The sequence below is a fragment of the Gordonia sp. UBA7860 genome (assembly GCF_002500165.1).
Taxonomy (GTDB): Bacteria; Actinomycetota; Actinomycetes; order Mycobacteriales; family Mycobacteriaceae; genus Gordonia; species Gordonia sputi.
Genome location: NZ_DLSO01000043.1, coordinates 26,863 through 39,050, shown reverse-complemented (window position 1 = coordinate 39,050; position 12,188 = coordinate 26,863). Strand labels below are relative to the sequence as shown.

Sequence of the window (12,188 nt, the reverse complement as noted above, 5' to 3'; positions counted from 1 at the left end):
GGTGATCAGAGCCTGCGGGATCAGAGTCGTCGGGTCAGGATGAAGTCGTTCTCGATGCTGCCGTTGAGGTCGAAGGTCTTGACACCGGCGCGCTCGAATCCCATCTTGGCGTAAAAGCGTTGTGCGCGAATGTTTTCCTGATTGACGCCGAGCCAGACGAGAACGCTGCCGCGATCGCGTGCCGTCTCGATCGCGGCGCGCATCAACAACTGTCCGGGCGGGTCGGTGCGTCCCCGCGAGTGATGGTCGGGGAGGACGTACATCTTCGACAGCTCCGACGACGGTGCCTCGACGACCACGGCGGCGACGTCGGGGTCGGAGGGTGGCCGGTGGTGCACGAGCGAGTAGCCCACCGTCGTGCCGTCGGGTGTGCGGGCGACCAGCACGTCACTCTCGTCGCTGGCGATGTACGCAGCGAAGTTCGCCTCGGCCAGGTTGGCGTTGATGAAACCCGCGATGTCGGCGGGTGACGAGTGTGGCGGGCAGGCCAGGGGGAAGGTGGCGGCAGCTACCTCGGCGACGTCGACGGCGAGCGAGGGGTCGACCACGACGTCGACGATGAACCTGTCCTGGGAATGATGTTCGGGTGCAGCTTCGGCGGTGATTGGGCCGGTCGGATCGAGTGGCACAGACGGCGCTATTTCTTTCCGCAGGAGCAGTTGGCGCCGCACGAGCAGTCGGGTCCGCAGGTGCAGTCGGGGTTGTCGCAGCCGGGTGTCATATCAGCAGTCATGCATACGATTCTACGACCGCCGCTAAGGCGTCGGAGGGCGATCGGAAGGCCTTGGCCACGACGAACCCTCGGATTGACGAACCGTTGGATTCACCCCAGCGAGAGTCGCCACGAGCCCGCGTAGATCTCGCGTAGTTCGGTCACCTCATACGGCATAGCGCCCTGGCCCTCGGTGGTGATGGCGTTGACGATGAGCATGCCGTCGGTGATCTCCCACTTGTACTGGTCGCCGTCGAAGGCGGCTTCGCGGCCTGATGCGTCGACGACGGTAAAACTGCCCGGGCGATAGTCGATGTTCATGCTCGCAGTATGCCTGTCAACGCTCAGTCCTTGACGAGGCCGCCGTCGACGACAAGGTTCTGTCCGGTAACGGCACGCGACGCCGGTGAGAGGAAAAACAGTGTCGCGTCGGCAAATTCCTCGGGAGTCGTGACCGACCGCAGGGGAGTGGACGCGGCGATGGCATCGAAGATCTCGGGAGGTGTCGCGGCGCTGGCGTCGGTGGTGCGTAGGAGTCCGCCGGAGACCATGTTGACTGTGATGTTGTCCGGGCCGAGATCGGCGGCGAGCGTGCGAGTGAGCGCCAGGAGAGCGGCCTTGGCTGCTGTGTAGTCGTGATACGGGACAACGGGATTCTGCACGAGGTTGGTGCCGATGTTGACGATGCGTCCTCTACCGGCTTCTCGCATACCCGGAAGGGTCGCCTGCACGACTGTCAATGCGCCGCCGACGATTCCGCGGAACTGGTCGTCGAGTTCTGCCGTGGTAATGGTGTCGGCCGTTGAGCGGGCGTCGCCGTTGAACGAATAGTCGGGGAGGGCGTTGTTCACCACCGCCGTGATCGGGGTGCCGAAATGCGTTGTCGCAGCGTCGATCATTGCCTGCACCGCGCCGGGATCGGTCACGTCGGCTTCGACGGCGACGGCTCGGTCGCCGAGCTCTGCCGCCAGCGCAGCTGCCGTGTCGGCGCTGCGTCGATAGTTGACGACCACGCGGGCACCCTCACGGGCCGCGGCGCGTGCGATCGCTGCGCCCAGTCCGCGGCCCGCGCCGGTGATCAGTACGACGTGCTCGGAAAGAGATGGCGCTGCAGCCATTTTCGGACCATCCCTTCGCCAGTGCTAACTGGAGCAGGTTCTGCGGGTGTGATCTCAGCCGACCTCGTGTCGGCACCCCGTGTCAGTTGTGGCAATCAGATCGCACTCGGGTGGCGAACGCAAGCACGACGCACGCACCGCAGAGAACTCGTAGCGTAAAGACGTGCGAGTTCTTTTGTGGGGTGGTACCCACGTCCACGTCAGCGACCATCTCGCTGCTCTCGACGCACATCCCGCCGTAGGGATGGTCGACGTCATGTCCGCTGACCAGGCACCTCACTCTCTCGCCTCCGTCGACGCGGTGATCTTGGACGGAAACACCACTGCTCACCTGCGGCAGGCGCGCGAGGTGGCGAGTGCGAACGTCGCATGCTTCATCGAAAAGCCGCTGGGATGCACCGAGGACGAAGCTCTGGTCGTCGCGGCAACGCTGCGTGACGTGCCGGCGGCGACAGGCTTCTTCTTGCACCACGTGCCTGCCGTCGCGCGCTTCCTGGAGCTCCTTGCCGCGCCTCCTGTTCATGCGTCGTTCACATTCGGCCACGACGGCAGACGTCGTGGCGTGTTCGACGGCGACGCGTCGTGGATGGTCGATCCCCGCAGCGGAGGATCGGGATCGTTTGTCGATCTCGGGATACACCTGACTCACCTCATTGATCTCATCTGGCCGAACACGGGAGTGGAGGTGATTGACACTGAGTTCTATTCAGCCACTGATGGATTGAGTGACAGCGGTGGGCGCGCCTTGCTGCATATCGGAGTGGCGGAGGTCCATGTCGAGGTGTCCGCAGAAGTCGCATTGGGATTCCATGTGGCGGCGCGTGACGATGTCGGTCGCCTCTATCGGGTCGACGACGGGACTCTGCGGGTGGGCGACGACCTCCTCGTCGAGGCATCCGGCCCAGACGCCCGAACGGCGTTGCTCAGTTTCCTTGACGAGCTCGCGGGCCGGCCGAATGGTTTGCGCCCCGCGTCTCTGGATGAGGCAGTCATTGCGCAACGTAGTGTCGAGGCCATCCGGAGGGGGTAGATCGGCTGTTGCGTGGGATCCTCGGGGGCATTTTTGTACCCCTGCATCCCACACAACCGACCCAGGCGCGAAACGAAAAGATCCCGCTGCGAACAGCGGGATCTCATGGTGCGCGATACTGGGATTGAACCAGTGACCTCTTCCGTGTCAGTTTTCGCATCTCGACGTTTGCGAGAAACCGGCACAAACCGGCGCCAACTCAGAAACACCGATTGAACTGCATATATGCCGTTGTGTCGAACCGTGGCCGGACTGCGAGAAACCGGGGTGAACCGGAGTGTGTGCGTGCACAGTGCGTGCACAGATCAGATGCCGCGAGCGTTCGCCAGGTAGCGCGTGTGCGCCAGGTGCTCGCGCCAGTGAGGCCAGGGCACACGCTCCGCGTCGGCGACCGTGCGCGGGTGCTCGGCGAACGGGTTGCACGAGCATTCCCGCGTGGTGATGCACCGGGCCGTATGTCCGTCGTAGGCCGCGGCGTACTCCTCGTCGGTCGACGGCGTGAGCGGTACCGCGGCCAGGTGCTCCGCTTCGGTCGTCGGTTCCGGCCGGTTGTCGTGTGCGTCCTCGACGACGGCGAGCGCGGCCGGTCTCCTGCGCGCCATCGTCAGCGCCGCTTGGTGCGCGGGGTGCGTGCCGGTCGCCGGACAGCGGCCGGGGTGTCGCCGGTGGCCGCTTTCGAGTACATGCCGCGTGTCTCGAACGGCCGGACGCCGCCACGGTTCACCGCGTCGTCCCCCGCTGCGGCGTCGGTGATACGCCGGTCGATCATCGTCGTCAGCTTGGCGCACAGTTCGGTCTGTCCGCGCAGTGCAGGCAGCGCCGGGTGAGGTTTGGCGTTGCCCGCTTCGGTGAGCACCACCGCGCCGCTGCGGACGATGACCGCTTCCAACTCGCGCGCCGCGTCGGTGGCAGCGGATAGCCGCTCGATCAGGCTGACATCAGACGGATCGAGGTCGACCCCCTCATCCTTGGCCCACGAGGCGTAGAACGCGCGCAGATCGGCGCCAGTGGTCGACGTATCCCGCTTCGGCGTCATCACGCACCCGCTGCGGCGACGGCCTGCGCAACGGCCGCATGTCCGGCGCTGAGCCTCAGCAGGACGTCGGCGCGTGCGATCTGGTGACCCGATGCCTTGTCGGCGGTCAGAATCGCCTGAGCGTCGGCCAGCATCGTTTCGGCCGCCTCGGCGTGGTCCTGTGCGGTCATCGCGAGTTCTCCTGTCGTATGGCTCCCCGGTGAGGACAGGATACCGCCGGTGATCGCGAATACCGTTGTGTCGCAATTGTTTCGGTTGGCGTCAACCGTGCGGGGTCTACTCCCAGCCGTACCATTAGTGCGCCAGCGCGCCACGTAATCCGTTGCGCGGGTGCAGGTTTCGACCTCGACGACGCTGCGAACGGCCGTCAGCGTGGCCCTCAGAGGGTCTAAATGCCCTGGTCATGGCCGGTTTCGGGTGCCTTTAACCTTTGGCCTCGTTCGGGAGGACAGGACGCGGCGGGGTCTTGCGTGCGCAGGCGGGGAGGGGTGACACCCCCTATCTCATCCTGCCACCGACCACGGACAGCACTCAGCCCCGACACCACGCCAGCGCGTAGTAATCGGGGCTGAGTTGGCCGCTGACGGCCGTTCGTGCGAGGTCAGGTCAGATACCGGCCGAAACCTCGATCATCGCCACGAGGCGCACGAGGAGGACGCTGGTCAGAGTCGGCCACCGTGCCCTGTCCACGCGTTGCGCGCTCGTCGGTTGCCTCCTGCGCCGTGTGCGGCCGGTCCCGCATGTCTCGATCGAGGTAGCGGCCGAATGACCGATCGTAGGTGTCCTCGTTCGTCATGCCGACACCCCGGTCACATCGTCGAGGTCGGCCACACCACGAGGCACCGGCCGGTCGCCAGCATCAAGCCGGACATACCAGCGCAGCACCTCGTGTGCGGTACGGCCTGCGAGCCACGAGGGTGCAGACCCCTGCCACTGTGCAGACCCCTGGGTGCGTACCTCAGCCTGAGGTGCGTTGGCACGCTGCCGATCTACCTCACTCAGCCACTCACCCGATCGCATACGAGGAGGCGGCACCACGCACACGGACCCCTGCCTATCGACCATCAGACCCCTGTTGAGGGCAGCGGCGCACCACTGCCTGACGGCCTGCACCCGCTCCCAGCGCACGACGGCCGCGCGCCATAGCCGCAATGCCGACAGCGCGCCGTCGTCGCCGCGATCCACGAGGGCACCGGCGTCGGCGTCCACGTCGAGATTGGCCAGGGTCAATCGTTCGTGTGCCTGCACCGCGTCCGTGAGCGCCCCTTGTCCCTCCTCGATCACGAGCGCGTGGATGTCGTCGAGGGCGCCGGTCACGGCCTCCTGCGCGTCGGACACCGCGCGGTCGTCAATCGCGGTGCGCAGCCGCTTGCCGATCAGTCGACGGTCCTCGACGACGCGCTCGTGAGCATCCCACCGGATGATCGGATCGAGCAGCGCGGGCACACGCTCCTTCTTCGTGGCAGCGGACCACGCCGCCGACAGGTACTCGTCGATCTGCGCATCGAGTGCGTCGCCGTGCGCCTCGTCGACCAGCGCGCGTTCCTCCTCGATCACGCGTGACATCGTCCGCGTGCGCGCTGCCTCGATCCGGTCGAACCTCAGGAGGTCAATCACTGCCTGCCCGATGTCCCCCTGGGCCGTCAGGTCGGGCACCGGCGGGTGACTACCGACCGGCGGCGCAGGCTCCGGCGCAACCGACGTCGTCGAGGCCATCAGCCGATCCCCAGCCTGGGCCATGACGCGCTTGTTGTGCTCGGCGACCTCCTTGCGACCCGGTTGGCTCATCTCAGCGTTGGGCCGGACCCTCGTGGCCTCGTGTGCGTATGCCGCGTCACTCGGCGGCGTACTCAGAATGTCGGTCATATCCCCTCATCTCTCCCCGGCCGGTCGGCCGGTAGTCGGTTGTTGCGCTCGTAGTCGGCGACCCGTTCCGCGTATGCCTCGTCGGTGTCCGACGGCCACCTGAACAACGGGTGCCAGGTCGACCCGACCGGCGGGTCGGTCAGCATCCGCGTCACGTACTCGTTGAACTCCTGCCGACGCCGGTCGATCGCGCTCTCTCGTGCCTTGCTTCGGGGTCCGGTGCCCGATGTCGATGCGGTCATGGGGTCTGAGTTCTCCTGATTCCTGCTCCCCTAGGGAAAGGGACCAGGCAGGAAAACTGCCTGCCCTGGTCCTCCTGGGCTCCTGCTGAGTTCTCCTGAAACCAGGAAAACTCGTTATCGGGTGTGACCTGCGGCGATGCGATGCCGTGGCTGAGTTCTCCTGCTCGTCGAGGAGGGGGCCAGGAAAACTCAGACCCGATATTCACGCGAGTTCTCCTGAACCGGTTTCAGGAAAACTCGCGACGTACACCTGGACCTTCTGACGGCCTCCTCGATTCGCCTTTGCGGTCGTCACGAAACCCTCATCTACCAGGGCTTTCAGCACGTCCGACCGGATCGAGTTGTCACCAGGTATGGCCCTCTGCAACTCAGTTCGGGTCATCCCGGCGTCTTTGGCGTGCCGGATGCGACTGAGGTAGTCCTGACGCATCCGTTCCGCGCCGTCCTCGCGCTTGGTCCGGCCGTCGGCGGCGTCCGCGTCGGTAAGGCTCTGGACCGTCCACCGCACCGCACCGACGCGGCCGTTGGCCTTGTCGGGATGAGGCGGCAACGTGATGTCGACCCCGTACTCCGCTGACTCGTACCGGTTGCCGTACTCCACTTCCAGGCGTGCGCGTTTGTTCGCCTTGTCGAACGGCACACGGTGGCGTTGGAGCACCCACGAGTCCACCCACTCAGCGACGCCGGACATGCTCACGTTGTGCAGATCGAGCGCGCCGGTGGACTTCTTGAAGTGGTCGACGATGATCAGCGCGCAGGTACCGCCGGACACCTCGCGCACGAGGTCGGACACTTCCGCGAGCATGGCTCCACGGTCGTAGAGGTTCGCGGTCTCCACGCCGCTCGGGTGGATGTTGTAGAGGCTGTCGAGCACGAGCAGCTTCGGCGACCACTGGACCAGCGCCGCGCGGATGTTCTCGACGAACTCCTCAGACCCCAGTTGCGCACGGTAGTTCGTGGCGTGGAACTGAATCTGCTTGCGCGCCTTGCCGATCAGGCCGTATCCGTGGCACACCTCCTGGAAGCGCAGCTTGAACTGATCGCGGCCACCCTCAGCGGCCATGTAGACCACGGCGCCGTGGTCGACCTCGAACTCACTGAGGTACTTCCGGTCTGACGCCACCGCAACCGCGAGCAGAAGTGCCATGTAGGACTTCAGCGTCTTCTTCTCCCCGGCCAGAGCGCCGTAGCTGCCAGCGGGCCATAGACCGTGTACGAGCCAGTTCCGCGCTTCCAGCGGCGCCGACAACGCTGTGGCGTCGTCCCACTCCCACGAGCGGACCGTCGACGAGTCCTCGTCGTCATCGGGTGCCAGTGCGTCGACCTGCTCACGGACCGCGCGCAGGGCAGCACGCGACGCGTCGTCGGGACCGTGCGCGGGCATGTCGGCCGCACCGCTGAGGCCGTTGAATGCGCTCACGACGCGGCCACCTTGATAATCGCGGTGGCGACGGCGCGCACAATCTCCTCGCCGACGTCCTCAGGGTCGCGTCCCAGCTTCTCCCCGGCACGCATCCGACGTTCCATCTCCGCGACGAACGCAACGATGACGGCTTGCACAGCATCACGTCCGCCGGGGTGACCCTCAGCGGCCAGAGCGATCACGCGGTAGCTCTTGCTCACGAGTGCGGCGTGCGCGGCCTCCTGCATCGCCTTGGTCAGCGCGACCGGCTCGACGGCGCGCGACATGGCCGCATCCATCGCGCCAGCGGGCAGCGCGTCGAGGTAGTCGCCAAGGTCGGCCAGGGTGACCGTTTCCAACTGCACATCACCGATACCGGTCAGCGCAGTGGGCAGCACGCGCTTACGAGTCGTGTGCAGGACCGGCCGCTGGTGTTCGAGGCCAGCGACCCACGACAGCGGCAGGTCCACGGCCGGGGTCCACTCGTCGCTGTCGAGGTATTCGTAGCGCGCGGTGCCGATCCGGCTCGGCGGCGCCAGGACGTAGTGCTTGCCACCGGCACGCAGGTCGACACCGGGGCCTGCGATGCCACGGAACCGGATCGACGGACCGACCGCGTAGTAATAGTGCAGGCCACCCTTAGGGGTGCGCACGGTCCGCGTGGCGGGCAGCGGGCCGAACTGCGATTCGAGGTCGGTAATCGTCTGCGCGGCAACGGGTTTGTCTAGGTCAATGTCGATCACGAGCACCCCCGGCGGCACCGCAACGGCCACGTTGGCATCCGGCCACCGGCGCCACCAACGGGCAATCTCCGCATGGTCATCAGTCGCCGCGTGGAAACCGTGCCCGATCAGCGGCGCCTTGTCCTGGCCGACGGGCAGCACCCGCATCGGCAGGATGACGCTGTCGACGAGGGTGTGGGCGGCCATCTCCACGTCGACCTCGATCGCCAACTGATCAGGGTCGGTCGGCGTGACCTGTGCAAAATGTCCGACCACCGACGTACTCTCGAATCGGGCAATCTCCTGCTCGCGCGTGGTGATCGCGACGACGGCGCTCGGCTCCCCGGCCGGGCGCCGTTTCTTGTTACTGGGCATTTCTCCACTTTCGTTGCGCGCGAATACGTTTCGCGCTACCGCCTCCCCGGCGATGTGTGGTGATCGGTGGATCAGGCAGCGATGTGCGATTCGATCCACACCTCGACGTCGAGCCGCCGGTAGCGGATGCGACGGCCGATCTGCACGTGGCGCGGTCCGCGTCCGGCCTGGCGCATATTGCGCAGCGTGAACGGGCTGAGTCCGGCGAGGTATGCGGCTTGGCGCTCGTCGAGCAGCACCGCCGGGTCAGCGGGCAGCGTGGGCAGGGGAGCGGCGTCGGCCGCGTCTCGTGCTTCGGTGACGTCGATTGTGTTCATGTGGTCCTCCTGGTTTGTTCCGGTGACACCATGAGAGCACACGGAATCGACACGAAACGCTCGAAACATGTTGGGGGACAATAGTTGTCACGGTTGCTCGTCAACTCGAAAACTACAGGGACCCGGGCCGGTTCGAGACACATAATCCGGTGACCAGCGACGACGCGAAAACCCGTGATCGTCAACCGTGACAACTATCAGTGCAGGTCAGCGCGATGTTTGTCGCTGTGAACTACGTCACACTGTGCGTGTGCGTGCATCGGGAAGAGGTCACCGGATACTGTGGACCGCATGAACGAACCTGCGCAGACCCGTACAACGCGACGGCGGCCTGGCAACGTCAAAGTGGTCGACCAGCATTACGCCGACTACCGGCGTCGGGTGAAACGGTCCTCCGGCTGGCATGTGGTCGACGGCGTCGAGGTACCCAAACGCACACGGTGGACGGTCAAGTTCGTGGACCTCGACGGCCGGGAGCGCTCCGGCGGCACGTTCGAGATCAAAGCCGACGCGCAGGCAGAGGCGGACCGGCTCACGGCCGAACTACGCGACGGGTCGCACGTCGACCGTCGGAAGAGTCGCACCACCGTGCAGACCGTGGCCGATGCGTGGCTGAAGACTCTGGTGATCGACAAGAGCACCACGACGCAGAAGAACTACGCCTCGATCCTGAAGAACCACATCACGCCGGTGTGGGGGTCTCGTGAGTTGGGGTCGATCACGCACGGTGAGGTGACCGGGTGGGTTGCTGACCTCGTCGGGTCCGGGCTGTCGTCGGCCACCGTGCACCGGTGCTATGTGGTGCTGTCGTCGGTTCTCGATTACGCCGTGGCCGATGGTCGCTTGCGCGGTAACCCGGCCGCGAAGGTGAAGCTGCCCAAGGTCGACGGCATAGCCGATGTGTTCCTGTCGGCTGTCGAGGTCGACCGCTTGGCACGGGCCGCTGACTATCTCTACATGCTCCGCTCGAACCGCTCCCGCGGTGGCCGGGACCGTAAGGCAGAACTTGACCTCGAACGCGACGCCGACGGCGTGCCGATCATTCGGGCCGCCCCCGCGTCACCCGACGGTCTGCTCATCCGCTTTGCTGCGTACTCAGGCCTGCGGGTAGGGGAGTTGTCCGGACTACAGGTGCGCGACCTCGATCTGACCAAAGGGATCATTCACGTACGCCGCGCCAATACAGAGGAGGCGGGCCACCTCGTGCCCGGTCTGCCCAAGGGCCACAAGGTGCGCGACGTCGACCTGGCGCCGCACCTCGTGGCCGATCTGCGCGCGCACGTGCAGGGGAAGGCGGCGACCGACCCCGTGTTCGTCGGCGCCACCGGAGCACCGATCCGGCGCAGCAACTTGAACAAGCGCGTGATCATCCCGGCGGCTGATCTGGCCGGGCTGTCGAGTGAGGATCGCGTGATCACCGTGCACGCGCTCCGGCATACGTTCGCCAGTCTGTGCGCGTCGGCCGGTGTGCGGATTGAGATTGTGTCGCGGTGGATGGGCCACGCGTCGGTGGCGATCACGCAGCGGGTCTATGTCGGCCTCTTCCGTGAGGACCTGTCGGCGTCCGCTGGCCTCCTGTCGGCCGTCGCGACGTCGGTCACGCCGTCGGCTCCGGCACTGCGCGTCGTGGGGGAATAGTGCGTGCAGGTGCGTGCACAACGCTGCCAGTTCGTCCCGGTATCCCAACCTTGTGCGTGCATTGTGCGTGCACAGCGGACCCGAATAGCAGAAACGCGGCTCCCGATTGTCTCGGAAACCGCGTCTGAACTGGCCTAACAGTGGTGCGCGATACTGGGATTGAACCAGTGACCTCTTCCGTGTCAGGGAAGCGCTCTCCCGCTGAGCTAATCGCGCGGGTATGAAATTGGTGGTTTGGAGGTGGCGACGGGAATCGAACCCGTGTACACGGCTTTGCAGGCCGTTGCCTCACCACTCGGCCACACCACCAGATGCGAGTCGACTCGCGCCGAGCGGATGACGGGATTCGAACCCGCGACCCTCACCTTGGCAAGGTGATGCGCTACCAGCTGCGCTACATCCGCATGCTTCGCGAGCAGATCTTGTGGACCATTTGTTGCTCGCGATGCGATGCAGAACATTATCCGACCGACACGCTTCTACCAAATCGCCTGGTCAGAGCCTCGCAAAGTAGGATGTGTGCAGCGGGTGGGAGTCGCGATCGCGCCGAGACGCACCCGGAGACCGCGATTTGGGTTCCCAGCGTCGATCCGTGTAGTCTTTCCCCTCGTGCACCGACGCCTCTACGCGTCGCGCGCGGTCCCGTGGCTCAGTGGAAGAGCGTCCCGTTCACACCGGGAAGGTCGCTGGTTCGATCCCAGCCGGGACCACAAGAAAGTGGCCACTAGGTGGGTCGTCTCGACGCCGAGCTGTGTGCCCGACTGGGTGTTTCGTTATCGCCGGCACCTCCGCCTTGATCACTGCGCCTTCTGCGCCTGCCTCCAAGCTTGGTATTTCTCGGGGAGGCATATCGCGCACGGCCGGAAACCTGCGGCGATCGCGGTCGCTTCGTCGGCAAAGAACACACGGTTGTTCACGTATCCGCCCCGGGCTATCGTCCGCAGCGCACAGGTGCAATCCAACTCGCCGTAGATGCGGCTACGTCTGTGTCCGCCAAGGCTTCCCGGTGTGGCGCTCCGATATGGCTTGCGATCTGCTCCGAGGAGCACGTAGGTCTTGTCGTCCACAGGTACGCGGCGTCGTGGAAGACCAAGGCGAGGGTGACGCGTTCGCCGGATCGTACGGCCGAGACTCCGTGCCGTACCGATGCTGCCGCCCACCCGCGCTTGGACTCGACGGGACGGTCTCGAGTGGTGAACACGTAGCCATGACCCTGCGGCAGTAGGAACGCGGTCCCCCGTGACTGTGCGCGTGGGCGTTGTTCGAGCAGCAGGAACTCCCCGCCGGTGTGGTCCACTCCGGGATTGCTGAGATTGATGACCACCTGCAGCGGAAACACGAAGTCGCCGTAGAGGTCGCGATGCAATGCGTTCCAATCGCGCTCGCCGTACTGCAACAGGATCGCCGTCGATTTCTTCTGGCCCGCCGCGTGGCACATCGCCAGCCACTCGTCGAGGGTGTCCGGCCAGATCGGGTCACGCCCGAGCTTGGTCCACCAATCTCGAGCAATTGGCAGCAGTCACGGATACAGCGCCTGTTTCAGCCGCTCGACCGGCTCCGGGTAGGGGGTGTGCAGGTACTTGTACTGGCCCTCCCCGAGGCGATGACGGCCCATGTCGACCGTTGCGCGGACGACGTGGTCGGCGTCGTTCGTACAGAGCTCGGAGGTCGTCGACTTCAGATGCGTTCAGTAGCCGCGGGAGAAGCGCACCCCGTACTCGTTCACCTCG

At 65.4% G+C, this 12,188-nt stretch carries 15 protein-coding genes, 4 tRNA genes, 1 pseudogene and 1 riboswitch; of the genes and pseudogenes, 3 read left to right on the top strand and 17 right to left on the bottom strand.

The genetic code is table 11. From position 1 onward, the window contains the following. Positions 1 to 20 precede the first annotated feature (20 nt). The 3 genes from B3T59_RS06195 to B3T59_RS06185 all read right to left on the bottom strand — a co-directional run bounded on the left by B3T59_RS06195 (position 21) and on the right by B3T59_RS06185 (position 1,830). Entirely contained in the window at positions 21 to 605 is a 585-nt protein-coding gene (locus tag B3T59_RS06195; RefSeq protein ID WP_372495414.1) for a GNAT family N-acetyltransferase, read from the bottom strand. A 218-nt stretch (positions 606 to 823) separates the two neighbouring features. After that, on the bottom strand, positions 824 to 1,033 hold the full coding sequence (locus B3T59_RS06190) for a hypothetical protein (protein WP_064861396.1): 210 nt from the start codon (positions 1,031 to 1,033) through the stop codon (positions 824 to 826). 23 nt (positions 1,034 to 1,056) lie between these two features. Beyond that, positions 1,057 to 1,830: a 3-oxoacyl-ACP reductase gene (locus B3T59_RS06185; protein ID WP_251721200.1), complete on the bottom strand. Its 774-nt coding sequence runs from the start codon at positions 1,828 to 1,830 to the stop codon at positions 1,057 to 1,059. Beyond that, positions 1,824 to 1,920, bottom strand: a riboswitch (TPP riboswitch). Its footprint overlaps the gene before it by 7 nt. Positions 1,921 to 1,993: 73 nt before the next feature. Between B3T59_RS06185 and B3T59_RS06180 the strand changes: the two genes are divergently transcribed. Next, on the top strand, positions 1,994 to 2,860 hold the full coding sequence (locus B3T59_RS06180) for an oxidoreductase (RefSeq protein ID WP_251721202.1): 867 nt from the start codon (positions 1,994 to 1,996) through the stop codon (positions 2,858 to 2,860). A 305-nt stretch (positions 2,861 to 3,165) separates the two neighbouring features. On the opposite strand, the gene B3T59_RS06175 is transcribed toward B3T59_RS06180, so the two are convergent. The 9 genes from B3T59_RS06175 to B3T59_RS06135 all read right to left on the bottom strand — a co-directional run bounded on the left by B3T59_RS06175 (position 3,166) and on the right by B3T59_RS06135 (position 8,820). After that, positions 3,166 to 3,462, bottom strand: coding sequence for a hypothetical protein (locus tag B3T59_RS06175; protein WP_287001754.1), 297 nt, complete (start codon positions 3,460 to 3,462; stop codon positions 3,166 to 3,168). A 2-nt stretch (positions 3,463 to 3,464) separates the two neighbouring features. Beyond that, a complete protein-coding gene (locus tag B3T59_RS06170; RefSeq protein WP_287001753.1) occupies positions 3,465 to 3,896 on the bottom strand; it encodes a hypothetical protein in 432 nt (143 codons plus the stop codon). Next, positions 3,896 to 4,066 (bottom strand): hypothetical protein, encoded by a 171-nt coding sequence (locus B3T59_RS06165; protein WP_287001752.1) that lies wholly within the window; start codon positions 4,064 to 4,066, stop codon positions 3,896 to 3,898. The genes B3T59_RS06170 and B3T59_RS06165 overlap by 1 nt, the downstream gene beginning before the upstream one ends. A gap of 431 nt (positions 4,067 to 4,497) precedes the next feature. Next, the gene (locus tag B3T59_RS06160; protein WP_287001751.1) at positions 4,498 to 4,692 is read right to left on the bottom strand and encodes a hypothetical protein; all 195 of its coding nucleotides are present in this window, start codon (positions 4,690 to 4,692) and stop codon (positions 4,498 to 4,500) included. After that, on the bottom strand, positions 4,689 to 5,762 hold the full coding sequence (locus B3T59_RS06155; protein WP_287001750.1) for a hypothetical protein: 1,074 nt from the start codon (positions 5,760 to 5,762) through the stop codon (positions 4,689 to 4,691). The genes B3T59_RS06160 and B3T59_RS06155 overlap by 4 nt, the downstream gene beginning before the upstream one ends. Beyond that, positions 5,759 to 6,004 carry a hypothetical protein gene (locus B3T59_RS06150; protein ID WP_287001749.1) on the bottom strand — a complete coding sequence of 82 codons (246 nt, stop codon included), beginning with the start codon at positions 6,002 to 6,004 and terminating at the stop codon, positions 5,759 to 5,761. Before B3T59_RS06150 ends, B3T59_RS06155 begins: the two co-directional genes overlap by 4 nt. Before the next feature lie 202 nt (positions 6,005 to 6,206). Further along, positions 6,207 to 7,424, bottom strand: coding sequence for an AAA family ATPase (locus B3T59_RS06145; protein ID WP_287001748.1), 1,218 nt, complete (start codon positions 7,422 to 7,424; stop codon positions 6,207 to 6,209). Continuing rightward, positions 7,421 to 8,503, bottom strand: a complete 1,083-nt coding sequence (locus tag B3T59_RS06140; RefSeq protein WP_287001747.1) for a bifunctional DNA primase/polymerase — start codon at positions 8,501 to 8,503, stop codon at positions 7,421 to 7,423. The genes B3T59_RS06145 and B3T59_RS06140 overlap by 4 nt, the downstream gene beginning before the upstream one ends. A gap of 71 nt (positions 8,504 to 8,574) precedes the next feature. Further along, entirely contained in the window at positions 8,575 to 8,820 is a 246-nt protein-coding gene (locus B3T59_RS06135; protein WP_287001746.1) for a helix-turn-helix transcriptional regulator, read from the bottom strand. A 291-nt stretch (positions 8,821 to 9,111) separates the two neighbouring features. Between B3T59_RS06135 and B3T59_RS06130 the strand changes: the two genes are divergently transcribed. Further along, positions 9,112 to 10,458, top strand: coding sequence for a tyrosine-type recombinase/integrase (locus B3T59_RS06130; RefSeq protein ID WP_287001745.1), 1,347 nt, complete (start codon positions 9,112 to 9,114; stop codon positions 10,456 to 10,458). Positions 10,459 to 10,599: 141 nt separating this feature from the next. On the opposite strand, the gene B3T59_RS06125 is transcribed toward B3T59_RS06130, so the two are convergent. The 3 genes from B3T59_RS06125 to B3T59_RS06115 form a co-directional block, all read right to left on the bottom strand. Further along, positions 10,600 to 10,674: transfer RNA gene (locus tag B3T59_RS06125), tRNA-Val, on the bottom strand. Between the two features lie 19 nt (positions 10,675 to 10,693). Next, positions 10,694 to 10,767: transfer RNA gene (locus tag B3T59_RS06120), tRNA-Cys, on the bottom strand. Between the two features lie 22 nt (positions 10,768 to 10,789). Then, a tRNA-Gly gene (locus B3T59_RS06115) sits at positions 10,790 to 10,862 on the bottom strand. A gap of 234 nt (positions 10,863 to 11,096) precedes the next feature. Between B3T59_RS06115 and B3T59_RS06110 the strand changes: the two genes are divergently transcribed. Then, positions 11,097 to 11,168, top strand: a tRNA-Val gene (locus tag B3T59_RS06110). An 87-nt stretch (positions 11,169 to 11,255) separates the two neighbouring features. On the opposite strand, the gene B3T59_RS06105 is transcribed toward B3T59_RS06110, so the two are convergent. Both B3T59_RS06105 and B3T59_RS06100 read right to left on the bottom strand, forming a co-directional pair. Continuing rightward, positions 11,256 to 11,525 carry an Ada metal-binding domain-containing protein gene (locus B3T59_RS06105; RefSeq protein WP_251721203.1) on the bottom strand — a complete coding sequence of 90 codons (270 nt, stop codon included), beginning with the start codon at positions 11,523 to 11,525 and terminating at the stop codon, positions 11,256 to 11,258. A gap of 5 nt (positions 11,526 to 11,530) precedes the next feature. Beyond that, positions 11,531 to 12,184, bottom strand: a pseudogene (locus B3T59_RS06100) (2OG-Fe(II) oxygenase); the annotation flags it as partial. Positions 12,185 to 12,188 lie beyond the last annotated feature (4 nt).